Source organism: Trinickia symbiotica (assembly GCF_003028655.1).
In the GTDB taxonomy this organism is placed as follows: Bacteria; Pseudomonadota; Gammaproteobacteria; order Burkholderiales; family Burkholderiaceae; genus Trinickia; species Trinickia symbiotica_A.
In genome coordinates, this window is record NZ_PYUC01000002.1 from 451,389 (window position 1) to 475,273 (window position 23,885).

The 23,885-nt window shown below is 63.3% G+C and carries 20 protein-coding genes; 12 read left to right on the plus strand and 8 right to left on the minus strand.

The window, feature by feature from the left end; genetic code table 11:
- Positions 1-209: 209 nt before the first annotated feature.
- From C9I57_RS05485 to C9I57_RS05500, 4 genes are all read right to left on the minus strand, one after another.
- A complete protein-coding gene (locus C9I57_RS05485) occupies positions 210-1,463 on the minus strand; it encodes a type II toxin-antitoxin system HipA family toxin (protein WP_107149611.1) in 1,254 nt (417 codons plus the stop codon).
- Positions 1,460-1,840: a helix-turn-helix domain-containing protein gene (locus C9I57_RS32370; protein ID WP_146166176.1), complete on the minus strand. Its 381-nt coding sequence runs from the start codon at positions 1,838-1,840 to the stop codon at positions 1,460-1,462. The genes C9I57_RS05485 and C9I57_RS32370 overlap by 4 nt, the downstream gene beginning before the upstream one ends.
- Before the next feature lie 277 nt (positions 1,841-2,117).
- The gene (locus C9I57_RS05495) at positions 2,118-2,846 is read right to left on the minus strand and encodes a phosphatase PAP2 family protein (RefSeq protein ID WP_107149613.1); all 729 of its coding nucleotides are present in this window, start codon (positions 2,844-2,846) and stop codon (positions 2,118-2,120) included.
- A gap of 327 nt (positions 2,847-3,173) precedes the next feature.
- A complete protein-coding gene (locus C9I57_RS05500) occupies positions 3,174-4,292 on the minus strand; it encodes an ABC transporter ATP-binding protein (protein WP_107149614.1) in 1,119 nt (372 codons plus the stop codon).
- Between the two features lie 187 nt (positions 4,293-4,479).
- Here C9I57_RS05500 and C9I57_RS05505 point away from each other — a divergent pair, with 187 nt between their 5' ends.
- The 8 genes from C9I57_RS05505 to C9I57_RS05540 all read left to right on the plus strand — a co-directional run bounded on the left by C9I57_RS05505 (position 4,480) and on the right by C9I57_RS05540 (position 12,997).
- Entirely contained in the window at positions 4,480-5,832 is a 1,353-nt protein-coding gene (locus C9I57_RS05505) for an ABC transporter substrate-binding protein (protein ID WP_107149615.1), read from the plus strand.
- 46 nt (positions 5,833-5,878) lie between these two features.
- Positions 5,879-6,817, plus strand: coding sequence for a carbohydrate ABC transporter permease (locus C9I57_RS05510; protein ID WP_258187512.1), 939 nt, complete (start codon positions 5,879-5,881; stop codon positions 6,815-6,817).
- Positions 6,814-7,671, plus strand: coding sequence for a carbohydrate ABC transporter permease (locus C9I57_RS05515; protein WP_107149616.1), 858 nt, complete (start codon positions 6,814-6,816; stop codon positions 7,669-7,671). Before C9I57_RS05510 ends, C9I57_RS05515 begins: the two co-directional genes overlap by 4 nt.
- Positions 7,672-7,719: 48 nt before the next feature.
- Complete coding sequence (locus C9I57_RS05520; protein WP_107149617.1) at positions 7,720-8,700, plus strand: sugar-binding transcriptional regulator; 981 nt, start codon at positions 7,720-7,722, stop codon at positions 8,698-8,700.
- 13 nt (positions 8,701-8,713) lie between these two features.
- Positions 8,714-9,460, plus strand: a complete 747-nt coding sequence (locus C9I57_RS05525; RefSeq protein WP_107149746.1) for an SDR family oxidoreductase — start codon at positions 8,714-8,716, stop codon at positions 9,458-9,460.
- A gap of 50 nt (positions 9,461-9,510) precedes the next feature.
- Positions 9,511-10,545: an NAD(P)-dependent alcohol dehydrogenase gene (locus tag C9I57_RS05530; protein WP_107149618.1), complete on the plus strand. Its 1,035-nt coding sequence runs from the start codon at positions 9,511-9,513 to the stop codon at positions 10,543-10,545.
- A 3-nt stretch (positions 10,546-10,548) separates the two neighbouring features.
- Complete coding sequence (locus C9I57_RS05535) at positions 10,549-11,649, plus strand: alcohol dehydrogenase catalytic domain-containing protein (RefSeq protein WP_107149619.1); 1,101 nt, start codon at positions 10,549-10,551, stop codon at positions 11,647-11,649.
- A 196-nt stretch (positions 11,650-11,845) separates the two neighbouring features.
- On the plus strand, positions 11,846-12,997 hold the full coding sequence (locus tag C9I57_RS05540) for a methyl-accepting chemotaxis protein (protein WP_107149620.1): 1,152 nt from the start codon (positions 11,846-11,848) through the stop codon (positions 12,995-12,997).
- A gap of 30 nt (positions 12,998-13,027) precedes the next feature.
- Here C9I57_RS05540 and C9I57_RS05545 read toward each other — a convergent pair whose 3' ends face one another.
- The 3 genes from C9I57_RS05545 to betC form a co-directional block, all read right to left on the minus strand.
- The gene (locus C9I57_RS05545; protein ID WP_107149621.1) at positions 13,028-14,170 is read right to left on the minus strand and encodes a porin; all 1,143 of its coding nucleotides are present in this window, start codon (positions 14,168-14,170) and stop codon (positions 13,028-13,030) included.
- Positions 14,167-15,144 carry a choline ABC transporter substrate-binding protein gene (gene choX, locus C9I57_RS05550; protein ID WP_107149622.1) on the minus strand — a complete coding sequence of 326 codons (978 nt, stop codon included), beginning with the start codon at positions 15,142-15,144 and terminating at the stop codon, positions 14,167-14,169. Before choX ends, C9I57_RS05545 begins: the two co-directional genes overlap by 4 nt.
- Positions 15,145-15,210: 66 nt before the next feature.
- The gene (betC, locus tag C9I57_RS05555) at positions 15,211-16,752 is read right to left on the minus strand and encodes a choline-sulfatase (RefSeq protein ID WP_107149623.1); all 1,542 of its coding nucleotides are present in this window, start codon (positions 16,750-16,752) and stop codon (positions 15,211-15,213) included.
- Positions 16,753-16,932: 180 nt separating this feature from the next.
- Here betC and C9I57_RS05560 point away from each other — a divergent pair, with 180 nt between their 5' ends.
- From C9I57_RS05560 to C9I57_RS05580, 4 genes are all read left to right on the plus strand, one after another.
- Positions 16,933-17,874 (plus strand): choline sulfate utilization transcriptional regulator, encoded by a 942-nt coding sequence (locus tag C9I57_RS05560; protein WP_107149624.1) that lies wholly within the window; start codon positions 16,933-16,935, stop codon positions 17,872-17,874.
- 793 nt (positions 17,875-18,667) lie between these two features.
- A complete protein-coding gene (locus tag C9I57_RS05570; RefSeq protein WP_107149626.1) occupies positions 18,668-20,002 on the plus strand; it encodes a glutamine synthetase family protein in 1,335 nt (444 codons plus the stop codon).
- 92 nt (positions 20,003-20,094) lie between these two features.
- Positions 20,095-21,507, plus strand: a complete 1,413-nt coding sequence (locus C9I57_RS05575; RefSeq protein ID WP_219909855.1) for an aspartate aminotransferase family protein — start codon at positions 20,095-20,097, stop codon at positions 21,505-21,507.
- A gap of 108 nt (positions 21,508-21,615) precedes the next feature.
- On the plus strand, positions 21,616-22,803 hold the full coding sequence (locus tag C9I57_RS05580) for a baeRF3 domain-containing protein (RefSeq protein WP_107149628.1): 1,188 nt from the start codon (positions 21,616-21,618) through the stop codon (positions 22,801-22,803).
- A gap of 59 nt (positions 22,804-22,862) precedes the next feature.
- On the opposite strand, the gene C9I57_RS05585 is transcribed toward C9I57_RS05580, so the two are convergent.
- On the minus strand, positions 22,863-23,831 hold the full coding sequence (locus tag C9I57_RS05585; RefSeq protein ID WP_107149747.1) for a phosphoribosyltransferase: 969 nt from the start codon (positions 23,829-23,831) through the stop codon (positions 22,863-22,865).
- Positions 23,832-23,885: the final 54 nt, after the last annotated feature.

The window sequence follows — 23,885 nt, forward strand, 5'->3', positions numbered from 1 at the left end:
ATCAGGACAGCGCGAAGCGTAGACGAGTCCGGGTAAACGCCACGCTAAGAGTGACGACGGACGTATAAAAAACGCGTAAAAAAGTGGTGACGCTCAGCGGCCGGCTATCGCCGCGCTTGTCTGGCCAAGGCGATCCCTTACTCGCTCAACCAGTGGGGCACGCCCGAGCTTGCAATTCCGCGTCGTTTCAAGGCAGACAGGCCGCCTATTCAGGCAATCCGCTTCTGCAGCATTCTCCGGTTCGCCTCGATACGCGCCCCCACGTCACGAGCCGTTCTCGGCCGAACCGGATAGTTCGAGACGGCCCGGTTCCATGCCTGCGAATCGGCTTTTTCGAGGATTTCGTCGACAATCTGCTCGGCCCGCGCTGGCGCGATTCCTCCCTGCCCCGCAGCCCGAATCACGTGGTCTCGTCCGGGATTGCGGCCTTCTCCTGCGACGTCCATGAAGTGCTCACCCTGGTAGCCCGGGCAGTAAGTCAGATCGTACGGCGGCGCCAACTTCCACTGCCCCTGCGCATCCATCAAGAAGGACACGTTCTTGGCGTGATCGTCTCGATTGTTCATCAGGATGTTGAAGACGCAGATCCGGACAGCGTTCTCGACCTCGCGGACGTCACGGGAAAGTTGCCGCGCCGCCCGAAAAAACAGTCCGTATCCGGCCGAGGGAACCCTGAAGTCCGCATGGAGCAATCCCGCCAGAGTATGGACGTGCACCCGCTGGTGGTCGATCAGATCGAATCGCTTCGTTGCGAAAGCGCAGAGACCGCCGAGGTCGAAGAACCGGAACGGCATGAAGCCCAGTCCAGCGACCTGAGCCATCTCGGCATAGGCCGCTTCCAGCGCACAGCTATCCTCGGCATCGTCCTCGGCCGGGAACTTCACCAGCCAGGGCTCCGCGCCGGCCAGTTCACCCTCACGCGTCGTCATCTGGTCGTCGGATGCTCGATACCACACCATCGCTTTCGGACGTGCGCCGCCCGGGGACGCACCGGCTCGGGCGATTTCCGGCAGGAGAATGTGGCTGTCGTCGGTGATCAGCGCGCGGTAATCGTCAATCAGCTCGCGCAGCGAAGCACCCTGGATGCTGGCAGGATCCCCGGAGGCCGGCTCGAACGTTAGTGCACCCATCGTGCGCTCACCGAGAAAGGCCAGCCGCTCGAGGGTGCTGGTCGTGGCGAAATCGACGTTGTAGGCGCGCATCCGGCTCGCCATGACACGGTAGCCCCACGCGTCAGGTAGCGCGTCTTGGAGCAGCCCCGGCACGCGTTGCATCGACACATATTGATACTGCTGGTCTGGGTAGGCTTGGGACCGTAAGCGAAGGTTGATCGGTGAGAGTTCCAGACCGCGGGCCAGTGCCTGCGGCGTATATTCGAACAGGACGTTGCGACCGTCGTCAGCCAGAATCGCGAGATCGAACTGCTCGCTCCACCCCCGATAGATCACGCGGAGTTCTTTCACTGATGCGCTCCCTTGCGATAGGCGCGCTTGCGCGTGCTGGCCGTGGCGCGTTCACGCATCTCCGCTATGGACTGTACCGGCGCCGCCAAAACCGGCTGGAGATCCTCGATCGCACCCAGTGCCTCGAGTATCTTCACGAACGTATCCAGCGTGCATTTCCCCGTCGCCTCGAAGCGAAGGACCGTGCGATGCGAAACGCCAATCCGGGCAGCCAGCTCTGATGCAGGCAGGTTCATGCCGACGCGCCGGTCACGAACTCGCTGCCCCAATTCCCGGCATATCTCGTCGGGAAGCGCCAATGAGAAAGAAGACATTTTTGTCCAGTAACAAGCCTGGATACCGCTTATCTGGACAAATTTTATCACAAACCTGATCACAAACCTGGACGCCTGCAGCGCGTTGAATACGGGGCGACACCGTCGATGTCAGAGGCACCGCCGGCTAGATGTGCGGCGAGGACAAATGTGACGGGCGCTGCGCTCAATTCCCTGTTCGACGACGCTGACAAAGCGTCTTCAACCGATCCAGCATGAAAATTTAGGGGTCTGCTTGTAAAAAATCTGCAATACAGTCGCGAAGGCGCGCGCCTCGATCGACGAGCCGCGCGGCCTTTGCAGTTCGCAGCCCGAACGAACGCTGCACTGAGCAAAGTGGTCAGACGACGCCTGCCATCGCGCTCGACATGTCGTGCGCCAGTGCACGGAATTCATCGAACTGCGTCGCCAGCTCGAAACAGAGCACGAATGCCAAGGCGTGAAAGAGACCGGGCCGATACCTCGCCAACGCGAGCACGGGCGCCGCCACGCGCGAGCGGATCGGCGCGTAGTTGAGAATGCATGCGATGCCGATGCCGAGCGCAGCGCCCGCAATGACGTCCGTCGGGTAGTGCAGGCCAAGATAAATGCGCGGCAAACCGATGAGAACGGCCGTATGGAGCAATGCATAGATGCCCGCGGCGCGTGATGCGACGAAGATCGCGGCCGCGATGGCGCACCAGAGCATCGCGTGGTCGCTCGGAAACGCGCTCCAGGTCCGAGGCAGCAGGTCCGGAGACGTCGTCTCCGGATACAGATAACGTAGCTGCGGTTCGTAGAAAGGCCGCAGGCGAAATGGTAGATAGTGTGCCAGCAGGCGTCCCGCGAGCAACGCGAAGAGGCCGCTCAAGACGGCGATCACGACGATCTCGCGGTCCCGCCGCCTTTCCTCGCTTCTTTCCGCCGTCGCATGCTCGCGCCTCGTCCAGATCCACCAGAGCAAAGCGATCAACACCGTGCCCTTGATCAAATACATATTGACGATCGTTTCGGCCACTCGAGCAAGCCCAGGCGAGTGGCCCGCCGTGCGATACATGACCGAGAGCAGCCATTGATCCAGTGCGTTCATTTGTCTCCCCCTGCTGACGACGCCTCGACGGCGATTTCACTCCGCTTGTCCGCGGCTCGTTCGCGGTTTGGAACATCTGCAAGGCAGTCGCGCGGGAGACGGGAAAGGCGGAAAAATAAGTGAACGGTTGCTGGACCGGGGGCAAGTTCCGTGCCTTCGCGATCGGCGAGCCTGAACGCTGCGAAAAAGCGGTCTGGCGAACAGACATCGAAGACGAACAGCTGCATGCGCGCTAGGCGCTCGCGGCTATGCGGCAGCTTTTAGGAACGTTCCGATCGCCGGCTCGCTAGCGAGGTTCCACGCCGACAGATCGACAGATCGATGCCCTCATGCGGCAGCGGGTTCGGCGACTGTGCGCCTATCGCGTAACGACGCGCCGTCTTCACGAAAGAGATGGACATGGCGAACGCTGAACCCCGCCGTGATCCTTTGCCCTTCAGCGGTCTTCGACTCGCCCGAAGCCTTGAGCTGAATCGTCCTATCGTCGGCAAGACGCAAGTGCAAGAGCGTCTCGCCGCCGAGATGCTCGATCACGTTCACTTCTCCCGCCAGGCCACCTTCTATTGCGCTGCCTTCCTCGATCAGATGTTCGGGCCGAATACCGAGCGTCAGCGTTTGCCCCGCGCTCACGTCGTCGGCGCTCGATGGCACCGCGAGCGGCGCACCGCCCGGCATTTCGATCGTGACGCCGCCCCGCTCGCGCGACAGTACGCGAACGTCGAGGAAGTTCATTTTCGGCGAGCCGATGAACCCCGCAACGAAGCGATTGCGAGGATTCCGATAGAGCTCGAGCGGCGAGCCGATCTGCTCGACCTTTCCGTGATTGAGCACGACGATGCGGTCCGCCATCGTCATCGCCTCCGTCTGATCGTGCGTGACATAGATCATCGTCGCATTGAGCTGCTTATGCAGCTTGATCAGCTCGAGCCGCATCTGCACTCGCAAGGCGGCATCGAGATTCGACAACGGCTCGTCGAAAAGAAACACCTTCGGCTCGCGCACGATCGCGCGGCCGATCGCGACGCGCTGCCGCTGTCCGCCCGATAGCGCGCGCGGACGCCGTTCGAGCAACTGACCGATCTGCAGAATGTCCGCCGCGCGGCGAACGCGGCATTCGATTTCGTCGCGCGGCAGCTTCAGCATGCGCAAGCCGAATGCGATGTTCTCGTAGACCGACATGTGCGGATAGAGCGCATAGGACTGGAACACCATCGCCACGCCGCGCTGCGAAGGCTCGAGGTCGGTCACGTCCTCGCCGCCGATCATGACGGCCCCCGAATCCACACGCTCGAGGCCTGCGATCGTGCGCAACAGCGTGGACTTCCCACAACCCGACGGGCCGACGAAAACGAGAAACTCGTGATCCGCGACCTCGATGTCGACGCCCTTCAGCACCTCCATGCCGCCGAACGTCTTGCGGATCTGCTGCAACTGCACCGCACTCATGCATGTCTCCTGATCACATTTTTCTTGACATCTGCCGCTCGCCAAAATATACATTTGTAAACCTGAAATTACAAGTGAAACGAGGGCCGCTCGAGGTCGACGCGGGCCATACCTGAACGCATGGCAGGTCGACGTAACGGCACCCGCAAGGATAGGTGCAACCGACAGAACAAACCAGGAGACAGTAATGAAGAATCGCTTCCTTCGGCAGAAGGCCTTGACGTTGGGCGTCGCAACCGCGACGCTCTTTGCTTGCGCGCAAGCCTCCGCGTGGACGCTGAAGGAAGCGTCGGCGCCGTACTCGGGCACGACCATCAACGCCATCTTTCTCGATCGGCCCGGCTACGCCGCCGCGGAAAAGCTGATCCCGCAGTTCGAGAAGGAGACGGGGATCAAGGTCAAGTGGGACGTGATTCCTTATGAAAGCACGCGCGAGAAGGAAGTGCTGAACTTCGCGAGCGGCGGCGCTCAGGACATCGTGCTCGTCGACGTCGTCTGGCTGGGAGAGTTCGCGAGCAACAAGTGGCTCGTGCCGATCAGCAAATTCACCAGCGATGCGAAGCTCGCCGACCCGAACCTGAACCTGAAGGACTTCTTCCCCATCCTGCTCGATTCCTTCGGCACCTGGAACAAGGTGATTTACGGCCTGCCGTTCGACAACTACTCGGGCCTGCTCTTCTACAACAAATGTATGCTGAAGGACGCCGGTTTCAGCGAACCGCCGAAGACATGGGACGAGCTGCTCAACACCTATGCGCCGAAGCTGACGAATCCCGCGAAGAACCAGTATGCATTCGCGCTGCAATCGCGCCGCGGCGAGACGCAGTCGGCCGATAGCTTCATGCGTGTGCTCTGGCCGAACGGCGGCTCCCTGCTCGATGCGAAGTTCAAGGCGAACCTGTTGTCGCCGCAATCGCAAGAAGGCCTCGAGTATCGGCAAAAGCTCATGAAGTACATGCCGCCCGGCATCGTCGATTTCGATCATGCCGAGGCCGTCAACGCCCTCGCTCAAGGGCAGGTTGCAATGATCACCGAATGGTCGGCCTTCTACCCCACGCTGACCGATCCCACGAAGTCGAAGATCGGCTCATGTCTCGGCGTGGCCACCGAGCCGCGCGGCGCGGCCGGTCTGAAGCCCGCGCTCGGCGGATTCTCGCTCGCCGTCAACGCGAAATCGAGCGCCAAAAAACAGGCGGCCTCCTGGCTCTTCATCCAATGGATCACGTCCGAGCAAATGGCCAAGCCTTACCTCGAGGCGGGCGGCGTGCCTGCGCGCATGTCCGTCTACAAGGATCCGGCCATCGAGCAGAAGTATCCGTTCGTGAAGCCGATGGTCGAGTCGTGGCAAGGCGGCGTGCCTGATTATCGTCCTCGCTTCCCGGAATGGCCCGCCATCTCCGAAGTGATCGGCGAATGGGGCACGAAGATGATGTTGGGTCAGGTTTCCGTCAAGGATGGGGCACAGACGATCGATACGAAGGTCGACGCGATCCTCGACAAGGCCGGCTATTACGACGGCAAGAAACCCCTGTTGAAATAAAGGAGTCAGCATTGCGATGCGGCCGACGCAACTTTCGAGAGGTGCCATGACGAACAGCACCGCTTCGCCCGCCGCCGATGCGGGCAAGGCCCGCGCGGCCGCACGCATGCGGCTGCTGCCGCGCTCGCCGGCGTTCTGGTTCCTGCTTCCGGCGATCTTCGCGCTGGCGGTGATCGGAATCTACCCGCTGCTCGTCGCGCTCTACAACTCGTTTCATCAATACCAGCTCGCGAATCCCGAAGCCGGCACGCCGTTCGTCGGCTTCGACAACTATGTCGCGACGCTGACCGATCCGTCGTTCTGGGACGCGCTCGGCCGCACCGTGCTGTTTCTCTGCCTTACCCTGCCCATCGAAATCGCGCTCGGGCTTTTCGCCGCGTTGCTGCTGCATCGCGCCGGGCTCGCCTGGATGCGCTCGCTCGCGCGCGTGAGCCTCGTGATCCCGATGGCGACCACTTACGCCGTCGTCGGCCTCATCGGCCGGCTCTTATTCAATCGGCAGTTCGGCGTCGCCAATTACCTGCTGAGCTTTCTCGGCATCGGGCCGCTCGACTGGCTCGGCGATCCGACGCTCGCCTTCGTCGCCGTCATGATCATGGACGTCTGGCAGTGGACGCCGTTTTGCGCGCTGATCTTCCTTGCCGGCCTTTCGATGGTGCCGAAAGAAGCCGAGGAGGCGGCGCGACTCGAAACGCCGCGATGGACGATGGTGCTCTGGCATCTGCAGCGCCCGTTCCTGCTGCCCGGGTTGACGGCGATCATGATTTTGCGCTCCGCGGACATGCTCAAGATGTTCGACGCCGTCTTCACGATGACGCGCGGTGGCCCCGGCGCCGCAACGGAGTTCGTCAGCGTCTACATCCAGCGCATCGGCTTTCGCTTGTTCGATCAGGGCATGGCTTCGGCGCAAGCCATCTTGCTGCTCATCCTGACGATCGTCCTTTCGCGCCTTTATATCCGTTTCGTCTATCGGGAGGCATCATGACTACGACTGTGACGTCACGCTCCCAACGCGCCCGCGCCGCGCGACAGCGCGCAACAGTCTGGCATTTCTTAGGGCTCCTGATCGTGTTTCTTTCGTCGGTGTTCCCGTTCTACTGGATGGTCACGACGAGCCTCAAGGACCGGGCGGATGCGCTCGCCTACCCACCGCGCTGGATCTTCAAGCCCACGCTGAGCCACTACACCGATGCCCTCTTCCAGCACGACGTGCTCGGCAGCCTCGTCAACTCACTGATCATTGCGAGCAGCACCACGGCGCTCGCGATCCTGCTCGGGACGCCCGCCGCTTACGCGCTCGCACGCTACGAGTTCCGCGGCAAGCAGGATCTCTGGTTCTGGTTCATCTCGAACCGGATGGTGAGCCCCATCGTCCTCGCCGTGCCGTTCTTTCTGATCGCGACGAAGCTCGACCTCATCGATACGCATATCGTCCTGATCCTGCTCTATCTGACGTTCTCGCTGCCGATCGTCGTTTGGATCTGCACGGATCAGTTCCGCAACATTCCGGTCGAGCTCGACGAAGCGGCAAGGCTCGACGGCGCGTCGCCGTGGCGCGTCTTCTGGCGCATCAATCTGCCGCTCGCGATGCCGGGCATCGTCGTGTCGGCCATCTTCGCATTCATCTTCTCGTGGAACGATCTGCTCTATGCGCTCGTTCTCACACGCGAGGACGCCGTCACCTCCCCCGTCGCCGCGACGAGCTACATGAGCGGTTACGAGTTGCCCTGGGGGGAAATCATGGCGACCGGCACGCTGATCGTACTGCCGATGATCGTGTTCGCGCTGCTCGTGTCGGGACGACTCGTGCAAGGCCTCACGATGGGCGCGGTCAAATGATGCCCGAATGGTATAACCGCCCGTTTCCTATCATCCCGATCCAACACCATGAGCAAGACGGAAACGCCCACTCCGCTCGTCGAAGCCGACGACTCGATCGATACCGAGGAAGAGCTGCAAGCGCGCGTGGCCTGGCACTACTACGTCGGCAATCTCACGCAGCAGGAGATCGCACAGCACATCGGCAGCAACCGCGTGCGCGTGAACAGACTGCTTGCGGCGAGCCGCGAGTCGGGGCTCGTGCAGATCACGATCAACAGCCGCATCGCGCCTTGCGTCGCGCTCGAAGCGCAGCTCGTGCAGCGCTTTGGGCTCGCGGCGGCCGTCGTCGTGCCGAGCGGGGCAACGCCTGAAGCGAACATGGCGGCGCTCGGCATCGGCGGCGCGGCCTACTTCTCCAAGCAGATCGAGTCCGGCAATACGATCGGCCTCGGCTGGGGCCGCACGATCCGTGCCGTTTTGCGCGCATTGCCGCAGCGCGCGTACGGCCCGATCTCGGCCGTCTCGCTGCAAGGCGGGCTTTCGCACTGTCCCAGCATCAACACGTTCGACATCGTCTCCGACTTTGCCAACCTCTGCCACGCCGACGGCTATCTGTTCGCGGCGCCGATCTACGTCAGCAGCCAGAAAGCGCGCGACGTCATCCTGCAGGAGGAAGCGATCCGCGAGGCGTACGAACGCGCGCGCAACGCGGACCTGGCCCTGCTGACAGCGGGCGACTTGACCGAATCGCTCGTGATCACGTACGGCATCAACAATCCGGACGATCTGCGCACGCTGCGCAAGACGGGGGCCGTCGGCGACATGCTCGGCCATTTTATGGACGAGGACGGCAAGCTCATCAATCATCCGCTGAACCGGCGCACGGTCGCGGTCGCGCTCGACGACTTGCGCCAGATCAAACGCGTCGTGCTCGTCAGCGGCGGAGCCAAGAAGTTTCTCGTCACGCGGGCCGCATTGCGGGGGCGGTATGTGTCGGTGCTCATCACCGATGAAGACATGGCGCGTCGGCTCGTCGACGAACCCTGAGAGAGAGATGGCGATGACATCGATGGACCGCAGCCGCGAGTTCGCCGGAAAAACGGTGCTGATCACGGGGGCCGGCAAAGGTATCGGCCATGCGACCGCGCTGTTGATGGCCGCCCGCGGTGCGCGCGTGATCGCGGCAAGCCGTACCGAAGCCGACCTCGTCGCGCTGAGGCGCGAGATCGGTTGCGAGACGCTCTGCGTCGATCTCGCCGACGCGCACGAGGCACGCGCGGCCGCCCGCCGTGCCCAGCCCGTCGATCTGCTGGTCAACAATGCCGGGACCGTCGAGCTGCAGCCGTTCCTCGATACGACCGTCGACGCATTCGATTCGACGATGGCCGTCAATGTCCGCGCCGCGCTGATCGTCGCTCAGGAATGCGCGCGCAACATGATCGCGCGAGGGGCGGGCGGCGCCATCGTCAACGTGTCGAGCATCTCGGCCCAGATCGGCCTGCCGCTGCATGCCTCGTACTGCGCGTCGAAGGCGGCGCTCGATGGCCTGACGCGTGTCATGGCCGTCGAGCTCGGCGAGCACGGCATCCGTGTCAACGCCATCAATCCCGTCGTCACGCTGACGCCGATGGCGGTCAAAGCCTGGAGCGACCCGGACAAGGCGGCACCGATGCGCGCGCGCATTCCGCTGCGCCGCTTCGCCGAGCCCGACGAAGTCGCCCGCACGATCGCTTATCTGCTCGGGGAGGACGCGAGCATGATCAACGGAGTCAGCTTCGCCGTAGACGGCGGTTTTCTTGCCGGATAACCCGCCGGCCGATCGGGCGATCGGCCGGTACCCATCAGCAAAGGAAGAAAATGGAAGCCCTCGTTCTCGAAGAAGCGCGCCGCATCCGGCTGCGACCCTTCACGTTGCCGCAAGCCGTCGGGCCGCGCGACGTACGCGTCCGTATTCATACGGTCGGCATCTGCGGCAGCGACATTCACTACTACCAGCACGGGCGCATCGGGCCATTCGTCGTCAACGAACCGATGGTGCTCGGCCATGAGGCGTCGGGGACGATCGTCGAAGTCGGCGACGAGGTCAGTCATCTGCAAGTCGGCGACCGAGTCGCCATGGAGCCCGGCGTCCCCGACATGAGTTCCCGCGCCGTGCGCGAAGGCATGTACAACCTCGATCCGAAGGTGCGCTTCTGGGCAACGCCTCCCGTTCACGGTTGTCTCGCACCGTTCGTCGTCCATCCGGCCGCCTTTACCTACAAGCTGCCCGACAACGTGAGTTTTGCCGAAGGCGCGATCGTCGAGCCGCTTTCGATCGGGCTGCAAGCCGCGACGAAAGCGTCGATCAAGCCGGGCGACGTCGCCGTCATCCTCGGCGCCGGCACCATCGGCATGATGTGCGCGCTCGCCGCGCTCGCGGGCGGCTGCAGCCGCGCGATCGTCAGCGATCTCGTTCCCGAGAAGCTCGATTTGATCGGGGGGGTAACGGGCGTCACCTGCGTCGACATCCGCGAGAAAAGCGTGCGGGATGTCGTCGCCGAGCTCACCGACGGCTGGGGGGCGAACGTCGTCTTCGAAGCGAGCGGCAGTGAAAAGGCCTTCGAAGGGATCGTCGACCTGCTCTGCCCCGGGGGCTGCCTCGTACTCGTCGGCATGCCGCAGCACGCCGTTCCCGTCGATGTCGTCGCGCTGCAAGTCAAGGAGGCGCGGATCGAGTCGGTCTTCCGCTACGCGAACATGTTCCCGCGCGCGATCCAGTTGATCGCATCGGGCCGCGTCGACGTGAAACCGTTCATCTCGCGCTCCTTCCCTTTCTCGCGCGGCATTGAAGCGTTCGAAGAGGCGGCGAGCGGCAAGCCGACCGACGTCAAAGTCCAGATCGTCATGGAGTGATCGATGAGCGAATCGCAAGCAAAGTCGCCGATGACGGCCGTCGTCTGCCATGCGCCGAACGACTATCGCGTCGAGCGCGTCGAGCGGCCGCGGCCGGGCCGCAATGAGCTCGTCATCCGCATTGCCGCCTGCGGCATTTGCGCAAGCGATTGCAAATGCTATGCGGGCGCGAAGATGTTCTGGGGCGGGCCCAGCCCGTGGGTGAAGGCACCTGTGATTCCGGGGCATGAGTTCTTCGGCTACGTGGAAGAGCTCGGCGAAGGCGCGGCCGAACACTTTGGCGTGCGCATCGGCGAGCGCGTGATCGCCGAGCAGATCGTGCCTTGCGGCAAGTGCCGGTATTGCAAATCGGGCCAGTACTGGATGTGCGAGGTCCACAACATCTTCGGCTTTCAGCGCGAGGTCGCGGATGGCGGCATGGCCGAATACATGCGAATTCCCGCCACGGCGATCGTGCACAAGATCCCGCTCGGGATCTCGCTCGAAGACGCCGCGATCATCGAGCCGCTCGCCTGCGCGATCCATACGGTCAACCGCGGCGACATTCAGCTCGACGACGTCGTCGTCATTGCCGGCGCCGGGCCGCTCGGCTTGATGATGACGCAGGTGGCGCATCTGAAGACGCCGAAGAAGCTCGTCGTCGTCGATCTCGTCGACGAGCGGCTCGCGCTCGCGAGCGAATATGGCGCCGACGTCATCATCAACCCGCGCAAGGACGACGCGATCTCCATCGTGCGCTCGCTCACCGATCAGTACGGCTGCGACGTCTACATCGAAACGACGGGTGCGCCGGCGGGCGTGCCGCAAGGACTCGAGATGATTCGCAAGCTCGGGCGCTTCGTCGAATTCTCGGTGTTCGGCGAGCAAACATCAGTCGATTGGTCCATCATCGGCGACCGCAAGGAGCTCGACCTCCGAGGCGCGCACCTCGGCCCCTACTGCTACCCGATCGCGATCGATCTGCTCGCGCGCGGGCTCGTGACGTCGAAAGGCATCGTGACGCACGGCTTTTCGCTCGAAGAGTGGGATGAGGCGATCAAGGTCGCCAACTCTCTCGATTCCATCAAGGTGTTGATGAAGCCGCGCCACAAGGAAAAACGATAGCGTCATTTGCCTAAACGATCGGTTATCGATCGCCTCGAAAATCTCAGCAAAACTGTTGCTCTCCCCGTGTAAACCCGCGTGCGGAGAACGGGCCCGGCGCGCCGTAAATACGTGCAGCGGCGACCGGCGCAGCACGGCTGCGCACACGGCCATCGGCCCGCCGCCCGGCAACGCAACACGAGCTTTCGAGGTGACGATGATCAAGCTTTCCAACTTCCGCCTGACGACGCGTATATCGGCGGGCTTCGCCATCATGACGCTGCTCGTGCTCTGCGCGAGCGCCACGGCGATATGGGCAGTCAGGGGCGTCGCAGCCGCGGCGGCCGCCGCCGACGGTGCGCGAATGGCCGATGCGCTTCTGCCCGTCGTCGGCATCGGCTCTACGATCGCCGTTGCACTCGGTACACTCCTCGGCTGGAGCATTCGGCGCAGCATCAAAGTCCCCGTGGAGAACGTCGTCGCCACCGTCGGCCGCATCGCCAATGGCGACCTCGCGACCAAAATCGAGTCGTCCGGTCGCGACGAAATCGCCTGGCTCAACTACGAGCTGAACCAGATGCGCAAAAAGCTGCAGACGACCATCGCCGACGTGCGGCAGTCGGCCGAGACGGTAGCGCAGGCCTCGAACGAAATTGCCGCGGGCAACAACGATCTCAGCTCGCGCACCGAGCAGCAGGCGCTCAGCTTGCAGCGCACGGCGCACTCCGTGGCGTCGCTGACCGACGCCGTCAAGCACAACGCCGATCATGCCAAGCAGGCCAACCAGCTCGTTGCGCTCGCCAGTCAGGTCGCGACCGATGGCGGACGCACGATGACGGAGGTCGTGACGACGATGAGCGAGATCAACTCGAGCGCGACCAAAATCGGCGACATCATCGGCGTCATCGACAGCATTGCGTTTCAGACGAACATTCTCGCGCTGAACGCGGCCGTGGAAGCCGCGCGCGCCGGCGAGCAGGGACGCGGCTTCGCCGTCGTCGCGACCGAAGTGCGCGCACTCGCGCAGCGCAGCGCGACCGCCGCGAAGGAAATCAACGAGCTCATCAGCAAGTCTGTCGAGCGAATCGAAGCCGGCGTGCGACTCGTCGACGTCGCCGGCAAGACGATGGAACAGATCGTGACGAGCGTGAAAGAGGCGGCACTGATCATGGGCGAGATCAGCACCGCGAGCGCCGCGCAGCGCTCGGGCATCGAGCAGATTCACGTCGAGATCGCGCAGATCGATAACGTCACGCAGCAAAACGCGGCGCTCGTCGAGCAGGCATCGGCCGCGGCCGGCTCGTTGCAGGAGCAGTCACGCACGCTCGCCGACGCAGTGCGGATCTTTCAGGTGAAGCAGGCGGGATAGCATTCTGAGCGCAGACTACGCGCAGATCGACTAGAAGGAGTGACGCATGCCGATCCGGATATCCGCCTGCGTCGAGGTGGTGGACGGCGCAAAGCTATAGCCGATCACCGCGTCTACGCCGCTCGATGCCTTCAGGTAGTCGCCGGAAACATAGACGTCGGTGCGCTTCGAGAGGAGGTAGTGCATTCCGGCCGAAACCTGATTCCAGTGGTGCCCTTCGAAGCGTGTGTACTGATAGCCGCCGATCGCGCTGAAGGCGGGCGTCACTCGCCAGGACGCCCCGCCCTCGAGCACCTGCATGTGCGACGATTCGCCGAACGCCTTTATCGTCGTGTACGAGAAGTTCCCCATCAGGGTCACGGCACCGAGCGCGTAGCTCGAGCCGATTCCGAACGTGCCTTGCTTGTCCACCGGGAAAGACGTGCTCGCGTACAAATCGGTAATGGCACCGGTCGCGGGATCGACGCTGACCGTCGGTTTGCCGAGGAACGTGTGCGTGCCGATCATCGCATAAGGATCGAACGCGTAAATGCCATGCGGATTGTTCAACTGAGTATAGGCCGCACCGATCGTGAAGTTTCCGTGCGCATAGTGGGCGCCGACACTGTACGCGCTGTCCTCGTGAAAGTTGCCCGCAACGCCGCCAAAGGACCACATGCCTCCGAACTTCAGCCCGCTGATGTCCTTCGAGAGGAACTTGACCGAATTCGGCAGCCGATCGCCGTTGAAACGGTCGAAGTCGCCCTGATGGATGGCGTAGCCGCTTGCCCAGGCGGAGACGTTGTAGAGGAAGACCATTTCCTCGGTCATATCGAGCTGATTGCCGAGCGATAACGTGCCCCACCGGTTCGATAGACCCACATAGGCTTGTCGCCCGAACTCGGCACCGCCGAACGCGAGCTTGCCGGTGCCGAGCTTGAAGCCGCTTTCGAGCGCGAACACCGCGGAGAGGCCGCCGCCGAGATCTTCGGTGCCGGTCAGCCCCCAGCGGTTGCCGTATGAAACCCCATCGTCGAACTTGATTACGTGTGAGCCGCCACTGTTGCTCACGTAGGTGATGCCGGCGTCGAGAATACCGTATAGCGTGACGCTGCTTTGGGCTTGGCTCAGAGCGGGTATGGATGCCAGGGCCAATGCAAGGCCGAATGATATCGGGGCAGGTAGTCTAGTCATTTTTGTTTGCTCTCGCCAAGCGCAGCCTTGACTGCCTGCAATCCGTCGGCGCCCGTAGCCGTCGTCACGCCGTCGAGCCAAGGTCCGAGCAGGTTCGTATGAGCCTTGAGGGCATCGAGGGCGGCAGTATGCACGTTGGCCTTGTTCAACAGCACGTCGGCGATGATCTGATTTTCGAGCTCGACGTTGAACGTCAATTGCCTGAACAGTTTTCCGAGGTTCGCGCACTGCCCCGCGAAGCCGGCACGCGTCACCGTGTTCACCGTTGCGCCGCCATAATCGGGCCCAAAATACGCGTCGCCGCCGGACAGATAGGCGAGATGGAATTTGGTGTTCATCACGTGCGGTTCCCACGCGAGAAACACGATCCACTTCTTGTCGCGAACCGCGCGTTCGACCTGCGTCAGCATCGCGGTCTCGCTCGACGCGACGAGCGACCAACCGCCGAGGTCGAACGCCTTGTCGCCGATCATTTTCGTGATGTTCTGGTTGGCGGGGGCACCCGGCTCGATGCCGTAGATCTTGTCGCCGAATTGCTCGCCATGTTTCGCGAGATCGGCAAACGAATGGACCCCGGCCGCCGCGACGTAATCGGGTACCGCGAGCGTGAACTTTGCACCGGTCAGATTGGCGTGCAGCACGTCGATGGAGCGCTCGGCAATGAACGGTTTCACGAGTGGGCCCTGTGCCGGCATCCAGTTGCCGAGGAACACGTCGACCTGCCCTTTCTTCAAGCCTTCGTAGGTGATCGGCACCGAAAGGTTGGCGACGCTCTGGCGATAACCGAGCGCCTTCAGCAGCACACCTGTCACGGCATTCGTCGCGTCGATATCGGTCCACCCGGGATCGGCCATGCGAACTTCGGTGCAACTGCCCGGCTCCGCCGCGCGCGTCGCGAGCGTGGGCAACACGGCGGCCACGAATAGAATCGTGGATACGGTGCTCCTCGCCCATTGGCGTTCGTTTCGTTTCATTTCCGCTCCTGCGTGGGGTTGTTTTGACTGCGTCTAGATTGGGTTTCCGTTGCCGCCGGCGGTCGCTCACTCGCGCACGACGCGAGGAAAGCGCGCCATCGCCTCGAGCGTGTCCAGTTCAATGTGATTGCGCATGTAGCGTTGGCTTGCGTCGGTGAACGGCTGCCAGTCCCACGACTGAATTCGTCCTCGTGTCGTCGCCGCGTAATGGAAACGCCGGCGGCGCTGGCTCGCGCTCACCTCCCGATGCAACGCGTCGAGATCCCAACGCTGCGCGACTTCCGCGCGGAATGCCGCGACGCGCTGCGTATGCGACGGACTCTCCGCCAGATTGACGAGCTCGAGCGGGTCGGCCTCGACGTCGAACAATTGATCGGGATCCGCCGGTGTATGGATGAATTTGTACGGCCCGCGCCGGATCATCACGATCGGTGCGACGGCGCCTTCGGCAAGATATTCGCCGAATGTCTCGTCATGGCCGCCGTCGTTGCGCAGATGCGGTACGAGGCTGCGGCCGTCCACCGGATCGGGCCATGCAGTTTCGCGCGCCCCGGTTGCGAGCTCGACGAGCGTCGGCAGCAGATCGATCGTCGAGACCGATTCGGCCACCCTATGCGGCGCGAACTGCGTCGGCGCGTGCACGATCAGCGGTACGCGCGCCGCGTTCTCGAAGAACGTCATCTTGTACCAGAGGCCTCGCTCGCCGAGCATGTCGCCGTGGTCCGACGTAACGATGACGATCGTGTCGTCGGCAAATCCCGTTGCCTCGAGCGCGTCGAGCATCGCGCCGAACTGCGCATCCACGTATGCAAGCGCTCCATAGTACGCACGGCGTGCATGGCGAATCTGAGTTTCGGTGGGAGGAGTACGGTCGTTCTCGCAGACGTGCCTCAGCCGCTTCGAATGTGCGTCGCTCTCGTCGTAGCCGAGCGTCACGCGCGGCAGGTCGATGTCCTCGTCGCGATAGAGGTTCCAGAACGGCAATGGAATCGCGTACGGATCGTGAGGATGCGTCAGCGAAGCGACCAGACAGAACGGCCGCAGATCGCTGCCTGCCTGACGTTCGCGTGCCATGTCGTAGAGTTTCTGCCGCACGGCGAACGTCACCTCGTCATCGAAATCGAGCTGGTTGGTACGCACGCACGGACCGGCATCGAGCACCGAGCTCATGTTGTGGTACCAGCTCGGCCGTGAGTCAGGCCGGTCCCAGTCGGGCACCCAGCCGAAGTCCGCGGGATAAATGTCGGTCGTGAGGCGCTCTTCGAAACCGTGTAGCTGGTCGGGGCCGCAGAAATGCATCTTGCCGGACAGTACAGTGCGGTAGCCGGCCGCGCGCAGATAATGGGCGAACGTCAGCGTTTGGGCGGGGAATTCGGCCGCGTTGTCGTAGGCGCCGATCTTCGACGGCAGCTTGCCCGCCATCAGGGCAAAGCGCGAGGGCGCGCAAAGCGGACTCGCACAGTAGGCCGAGTCGAACACGACGCCGCCGCGCGCAAGCGCATCGATGCGCGGCGTCTTCGAGACGGTGTTGCCGTATGACCGTAACGACGAAGTCGTCATCTGGTCCGCCATCAGGATAAGGATATTTTTTCTCGCGCTGGGATTCATGAACGGGCCCGATTAAAATCAGATGCGAAACGGGGTGCGCTCGCGGGCAGTCTTCGCCGTGCCTACCGAATGCACCCGCCGCTCGATCCGCGCTGCGTCCCGAGCGAGTGGGATCGAATATGTCGGCTCATTAATCGCGTGTGAAGTCGCCCAAAACTTATGGCCCTATTAGGTGCGCTTATGTCTGGACACGATCGTTTGCCGCCTATGCAAGCGCTCTCGGTATTCGAGTCCGCGGCGCGACTGGCCAGCTTCAGCGCGGCCGCGCGTGAGCTCGATTCGACGCAGCCCGCTATCAGCCAGCGCATCGTCCAGCTGGAGGCAGACCTCGGCGCGCCGCTATTCGAACGCGGTCACCGCGGCGTAACGCTGACGCCCGAAGGTGAGCGACTGTACGAAGCCGTCCGCCAGAGCTTCACGACGATTCGCGATGCCGTGGCCGACATCCGATCAAGGCGTGCCAAGGGCGCGCTGACGATCCTCACGGACGCCGGCTTCGCCACTTACTGGCTGATGCCGCGCCTCACCGGCCTGAGGCGCTCGATGCCGGATCTCGACGTGAAGGTGGTCACATCGCAGCACGCGTTCGATCCTCGCCGCGACCGCGCCGACGTCGCCATTGCGTTCGGGGACGGCGATTGGTCGCCCTGCACGGCGACACGCCTCTTTCCCGAGCAGGTGATTCCGGTCTGCTCGCCCGCGTTTCGCGCGGCTCATTCGACGCTCGCCGCACCCGCGGATCTGCGCGCCCTTCCGTTGCTGCATGTGCAGCCGACCGAGCCCGAGCGCTGGCTCGACTGGAACGGCTGGTTCAACGCTTACGGCATTGCCGCGCCGCCCGACGAACATGGCTTGACCTTCAACAGCTACGCGCTGGTCATGCACGCGGCACTGACCCATCAAGGCGTGGCGCTCGGCTGGTCGCCGCTCGTCGATGACCTCATCGCGACCGGCCAGCTCGTGGCGCTCTTCGATACGCCGGTCACGACGCCACGCGGGTATTTTCTCGTCTGCCCTCCCGCGCGCCCCGAAGCGCCCGCGGCGCCGGCTTTCCGGCGGTGGCTCTTCGCGGCTTGCGCGGCAGATGGGGCGTTCAATGCCGTCGCGCGCGCGCCAATTTGAGTTCGACGTCACGCTTCGCCGCGACACGTTCGCGCCCACGCGACGCGTCAATCTATCCCGTCTAATGCGGCTATTTAATCGTCGAAGCGATCAAAAAAATCGAAATATCGTCGATGCGAGATGCGTCGTTTCATGTTGACTCCCGAATTTAATTGCGCATTTCTTTCCTCGGCACGTCGGGCTGCGAGGAGTCTGTAGCAGCTTCAGCAGACACTTGGCAACGTTTTCTCTCACAACACATTTGACGAGTTTTTTAGCGCTCGTATATGCTCGAAATACGTTGCCTTAGTCGAGGTCATCGTGAGAGCCCGAGGCCCTTTTATTAGATGGAACCGCACTCAGCCAGCGAGGTATCTTCGCGGCGATTGCGCCCCAGCCGACGGCAGCGGCGGCACGCTCGAGTTTCGCCGGTGTTCGTCCGTCTCCACCGTCCTGTCCCGTCGCTCCGTGCGGCGCCACAACCTCGTTTCGTCCCGCGCATTCGTTGCCGTCGATAAGGACGGCGTCGCCTCGCTGCTGCCGTAGCGTCTCTTTCTCCAGCCCCCTTCCCTTCGCTGCATGCCCGGCGCATGTGCATCGACGCGCACATCGCCTGACGGCCAGCCGGCGCGATCGATCCGTGCCGAGCGTCTGGCTTTTCGTCACACGCGGCACCGTCCGCTGACGCGGCGTGCATGCTCCCCTTCCCGGCAACACGCATGACGCGCGTTGCCGCGAAGTCGCGTCCCCCTATGTCCGGCCTTGAAGGCCTTGGGCGACGCGAGCCGGCACCATCAAACCAACGAGAACGATCATGTATGACATCGATGAATTCTTGAGAAAGCACCACGTCACCGAGATCGAGGCGATCATCCCGGACATGGCTGGCATCGCGCGCGGCAAAATCATCCCGCGCAGCAAGTTCGAGTCGGGCGAGGCGATGCGCCTGCCGCAGGCCGTGATGATCCAGACGGTCACGGGTGACTACCCGGACGACAGCAGCCTCACTGGCGTAACGGACCCCGACATGGTCTGTGTGCCCGATCCGTCGACGATTCGGATGATTCCGTGGGCTGTCGACCCGACCGCGCAAGTCATCCACGACTGTGTCCACTTCGACGGCACGCCGGTCGCGATCTCGCCGCGCCATGTGTTGCGCAGCGTACTCGAGCACTATGAAGCGAAGGGCTGGAAGCCCGTCGTCGCGCCGGAGCTCGAGTTTTATCTCGTCGACATGAACAAAGACCCGGACCTGCCGCTGCGCCCGCCCGTCGGTCGCACGGGTCGAGCGGAAACCGGGCGGCAGGCCTATTCGATCGAAGCCGTCAACGAGTTCGATCCGCTCTTCGAAGACATCTACGAGTACTGCGAGATCCAGGAGCTCGAGGTCGATACGCTGATTCACGAGGTAGGCGCGGCGCAGATGGAAATCAATTTCCTTCATGGCGATCCGCTCCATCTCGCCGACCGCGTATTCCTGTTCAAGCGCACCGTGCGCGAGGCGGCATTGCGTCACCACATGTATGCGACGTTCATGGCCAAGCCCATGGAAGGCGAGCCCGGTTCCGCGATGCACGTGCATCAAAGCCTCATCGACAAAGAGACCGGGCGCAACCTCTTTACCGGCGCCGGCGGCGAGCCGACGGATATGTTCTATAGCTACCTCGCCGGCCTTCAAAAGTACACGCCCGCGCTGATGCCGATTTTCGCGCCCTACATCAACTCGTATCGCCGCCTGTCTCGCTTCATGGCCGCACCGATCAACGTGCAATGGGGCTACGACAATCGCACCGTCGGCTTTCGCATTCCGCATTCGGCGCCGGCGGCGCGCCGAATCGAGAATCGAATACCGGGCGTGGACTGCAACCCCTATCTCGTGATCGCGGCCACGCTTGCAGCCGGCTATCTCGGCATCACGCAGCGTCTCACGCCGACGGAGCCGCTTGCGAGCAATGGTTATCGGATGCCCTATCAGCTGCCGCGCAACCTCGAGGAAGGCCTGACGCTGATGGCCGCGTGCGAGCCGCTCGCGGGGATCCTCGGCGAGCAGTTCGTCAAAGCCTATCTCGTGCTGAAGGAAACCGAGTACGACGCGTTCTTCCGCGTGATCAGCTCGTGGGAACGCAAGCATCTGCTGCTCAACGTCTAAACGAAGGAATCAAAATGAGCCACGAACTCGAAACCTCGACCTACCCGCCGCAGCGCGCCGGTGCGGCGCTGCCGCAGGCCGATACCGTCGAGATGGCCCGCACGGACCTCGCCGGACTCCCGCACGCGGCCACGACCACCACGCGCGGCACGGCCGAGTATCGGGCGCTCGATGCCGCGCATCATCTCCATCCGTTCTCCGACATGGGCACGCTGAATCAGATCGGCAGTCGCGTCATCGTCAAAGCGAACGGTGTCTACCTGTGGGACTCCGACGGCAATCGCATCATCGACGGCATGGCCGGCCTCTGGTGCGTCAACGTCGGCTATGGACGGCAGGAACTCGCCGACGCCGCCTATCGGCAGATGCGTGAGCTGTCCTACTACAACACGTTCTTCAAGACGACACATCCGCCTGTCATCGAGCTTTCGGCACTGCTTGCCGAACTTGCACCCGAGCCTTTCAATCACTTCTTCTATTGCAACAGCGGCTCGGAGGGAAACGATACGGTCCTGCGCATCGTCCATCGCTATTGGGCAACGCAGGGGCGGCCCGATAAGCAGTATGTCATCTCGCGCAAGAACGCCTATCACGGCTCGACGATCGCCGGCGCGACGCTCGGGGGCATGGACTACATGCATGAGCAGATGCCGGCGAAGGTCGACCATATCGTGCATATCGGTCAGCCCTACTTCTATGGCGAAGCGCCGGCCGATGTGACGCCCGAAGCGTTCGGTCTCGCGCGCGCTCGCGAGCTCGAGGCAAAAATTCTCGAGCTCGGCGCCGAGAACGTCGCCGCCTTCATCGGCGAGCCGTTTCAAGGCGCGGGCGGTGTCATTTTTCCGCCGTCGAGCTATTGGCCCGAGATCGAGCGCATCTGCCGCAAGTACGACGTACTGCTCGCCGCGGATGAGGTGATCGGCGGGTTCGGTCGCACCGGCGAATGGTTCGCGCACCGATACTTCGGCGTCTCGCCCGATCTCATGACGCTCGCGAAGGGCCTGACGAGCGGCTATGTACCGATGGGTGCGGTGGCGATCCACGATCGCATTGCGCGCGCCCTCATCGACAACGGCGAGTTCAATCACGGTCTGACCTACTCGGGACACCCCGTCGCGGCGGCCGTCGCGATCGCGAACCTGAAGCTCTTGCGCGATGAAGGGATCGTCGAGCATGTCCAGCACGAGACGGGACCCTACTTTCAGCGGTGTTTGCGCGACGCGTTCGGCGGCCACCCGATCGTCGGCGAGGTGGTCGGCGCGGGGCTCGTCGCCGGGCTGCAGCTCGCCGAAGATCCTCGCGCACGCAAGCGCTTTGCCAACGGTCCGGAAGTGGGCCTGCTCTGCCGCGACTTCTGCTTCAACGGTAATCTGATCATGCGCGCGACGGGCGACCGCATGGTGCTGTCGCCGCCGCTCGTCGTCACGCATCATGAGATCGACGAGATCGTCGCCAAGGCCAAAACGGCGATCGACGCCACGGCGAGACAAATCGGTCTGCTGTAGCTTTGCGCCGAGTGCCGTCGTCCGTCTCGGCGCGCCACGCGCGGCCTGGCACCCCGGGCACATGCGTTGCGACGTTAACCGAATGTCCCACCTCTCGAGGAGCATCGCATGGATTTACGCCGTCAACCCGATATCGCCACGCTGCTCTCACCGCGACAAGCCCCCTGCCTCACCCTCTGTCAACCGGTGCACGGCTCGTTTCCCGACAGCAAGCAAGACGTGCTCCGCTATCGGACTCTCCTCGGGCGGCTGCGCGAGAATGCCAACGCCCGGCATCCGCGCGCCATCGTCGATCCCATCGTCGCGCGGTTCGATGCGCTCATCAGTGAGCGCGGCTTCTGGGACCATACGTTCAAAGGCGTCGCCCTCTACGGCGCGCCCGGCTTCTTCCATGTCGTGAAGCTCGCGGACGAAGTGCCGGAGCGCGCGGTGGTAGCCGATACCTTCTATCTGAAGCCGCTCATCGAGCAATTCCAGTTCGCCGACCCGTTCCAATTGCTGCTGTTGTCTCGCCATCGCGCAGCGCTTTACGAGGGCACAATTCGTCATGTCGCGCCGGTCGAGCTTCACCGATCGATACCACGCAGCGCGCTGGACGTGCCGGCCACGATGCCCGAAAGCGAGGATCGTGTGCAAGGCGCAAAAGGCGGAGAAAACCGCGGCGACCGCTACACGGCGCATCACGGCGGCGGCTCGAAGCATGACGTCGTCAACGAGGACGAGGAACGCTTCTTCCGCGCGGTGGCGCGCGGCGTATGCGAACACCATTCACAGCCCTCGCGGCTGCCGCTGTTGCTCGCCGCAACGCCCGAGCATCAGGCGCTGTTCCGACGCGTATCGACGAACCCCCATTTACTGCAGGAACGCATCGACCGATATTTCGGCGACGCAAAGGCCGACGAGCTGGCGGCCGTCGCCGCGCGTGCACTCGCCTACCGTTTCGAGCGGCCCGTCGAAGCGCGTCTCGACGAGTATCGCGAGGCCACGCAGAAAGCGCTTGCAACCGACGTCGCGGCGGAAGTCGTCGAAGCCGCCCATGAGGGCCGCGTCGACGCATTGCTCGTCGAGACCGACCGGCTACCGAACGGCCAGCCCAAGACGGAGGAGCAATTGGCCGAGCCGACGCACCGCGGTCATCGCGAAGTGGATACGTTGCTCAACGATGTCGCGCAGGAGGTGCTGCGCAACGGCGGCGAAGTCATCGTGCTGCCTCCGGAGCGGATGCCTTCGCGCACGGGACTCGCCGCCATCTATCGCTATCGTGCGCCGACGCAGGACACTCGCGCCCCGGTCTAGCCGGGCAGCGCGCGCGGCGCTCCGGCGTGCGCGTTTGCCGTCCGCCATGGCCGCCGCCGTCATTCGACCCCGGTCGCGGCGATGCGCCATGATTGCGCCGCGATCAATCGCGCGGCCTTGCGCCCGGCGTCCCACCAGACGACTCTCAAGAGCGGCGCATATTGCGCAATGAAGATCGCTTGTACGGGATCGCTCTCGACGAAATGCGTGCAGGCGAGCCTCACCGCGGCCTGCGCCTTGTGTGCCGCCACTTGCTCGGGGCTGTCGTCATGCCTCGAGGGATCGCGCATGACGAGATGCGGACCGTCGAACCCATGGCGCGCGAGCCAGTGGACCGTGCGCGCGCGGTCCATCTCGGGCCGGCCCGTCACGATCGCCTTCGTGCGCCCGAAATCGACCTCGGGAAGATGCGCATAGGGCGGGAGCTCGTCCCGCTCGGCGAGCGCCGCGGCGAGGTCGGCCTCGTAGCGATGCGGCGGCACGTCGGGCAGCAGAACGCCGTCGAGATCGATCGCGTAGACGGCGAATTCATGGTCCTCGCCGATGGGGCCGGCGGTGCCGGCCCGCGTGCGTCGCCAGCTCGCGCGATAGGCGTCGGTATAGGCGTGGCGCTCCCACGGCATCAGCGGGAAATAGCCGCGGCCGTCGATGCCGTAATCAGGCCGGATGCGGCTCAGATCGTCGTAGGCGACCGTCATCGTCTTGACGTCGAGACCGTGCCCGAGCAGGAAATCGATGCAATCGGCGAGGGTGTGGCCCGCGCCGGCGATGTCTTCGCATATCAGCACTTTGCTTCCCGGCGGCGGCATTGGGATCGATGAATCCCAGGAGACGCGCCGCGTCGCGCGTTCATAGCGCAACGATGCGTACGGGACGCCCGTGGCGTGCGAAACCATCAGCGCCAGCGGCGCTCCGCCGCGCAAGACTCCGATCGCGCAGGCAAATGCTTCGCGAGCAAGCGTAGGCTGAAGCGAAGCGATCCATCGATCGATTTCATCGTAGGTGAACGGCAATACCGGCGTGTCCAGCGTTTCCAGCGTGTCCATGTCGAAGGCGGCTCTAGAGGCGGGCGTCCGACAGTC

Coding starts and splice junctions, on each gene's coding strand:
- C9I57_RS05500 (WP_107149614.1), bottom strand. CDS start 4,292: ATGAGTGCGGTGCAGTTGCAGCAGATCCGCAAGACGTTCGGCGGCATG.
- betC (WP_107149623.1), bottom strand. CDS start 16,752: ATGAATCCCAGCGCGAGAAAAAATATCCTTATCCTGATGGCGGACCAG.
- C9I57_RS05515 (WP_107149616.1), top strand. CDS start 6,814: ATGACTACGACTGTGACGTCACGCTCCCAACGCGCCCGCGCCGCGCGA.
- C9I57_RS05530 (WP_107149618.1), top strand. CDS start 9,511: ATGGAAGCCCTCGTTCTCGAAGAAGCGCGCCGCATCCGGCTGCGACCC.
- C9I57_RS05495 (WP_107149613.1), bottom strand. CDS start 2,846: ATGAACGCACTGGATCAATGGCTGCTCTCGGTCATGTATCGCACGGCG.
- C9I57_RS05570 (WP_107149626.1), top strand. CDS start 18,668: ATGTATGACATCGATGAATTCTTGAGAAAGCACCACGTCACCGAGATC.
- C9I57_RS05575 (WP_219909855.1), top strand. CDS start 20,095: ATGGCCCGCACGGACCTCGCCGGACTCCCGCACGCGGCCACGACCACC.
- C9I57_RS05540 (WP_107149620.1), top strand. CDS start 11,846: ATGATCAAGCTTTCCAACTTCCGCCTGACGACGCGTATATCGGCGGGC.
- choX (WP_107149622.1), bottom strand. CDS start 15,144: ATGAAACGAAACGAACGCCAATGGGCGAGGAGCACCGTATCCACGATT.
- C9I57_RS05520 (WP_107149617.1), top strand. CDS start 7,720: ATGAGCAAGACGGAAACGCCCACTCCGCTCGTCGAAGCCGACGACTCG.
- C9I57_RS05535 (WP_107149619.1), top strand. CDS start 10,549: ATGAGCGAATCGCAAGCAAAGTCGCCGATGACGGCCGTCGTCTGCCAT.
- C9I57_RS05560 (WP_107149624.1), top strand. CDS start 16,933: ATGTCTGGACACGATCGTTTGCCGCCTATGCAAGCGCTCTCGGTATTC.
- C9I57_RS05545 (WP_107149621.1), bottom strand. CDS start 14,170: ATGACTAGACTACCTGCCCCGATATCATTCGGCCTTGCATTGGCCCTG.
- C9I57_RS05525 (WP_107149746.1), top strand. CDS start 8,714: ATGACATCGATGGACCGCAGCCGCGAGTTCGCCGGAAAAACGGTGCTG.
- C9I57_RS05580 (WP_107149628.1), top strand. CDS start 21,616: ATGGATTTACGCCGTCAACCCGATATCGCCACGCTGCTCTCACCGCGA.
- C9I57_RS05510 (WP_258187512.1), top strand. CDS start 5,879: ATGACGAACAGCACCGCTTCGCCCGCCGCCGATGCGGGCAAGGCCCGC.
- C9I57_RS05505 (WP_107149615.1), top strand. CDS start 4,480: ATGAAGAATCGCTTCCTTCGGCAGAAGGCCTTGACGTTGGGCGTCGCA.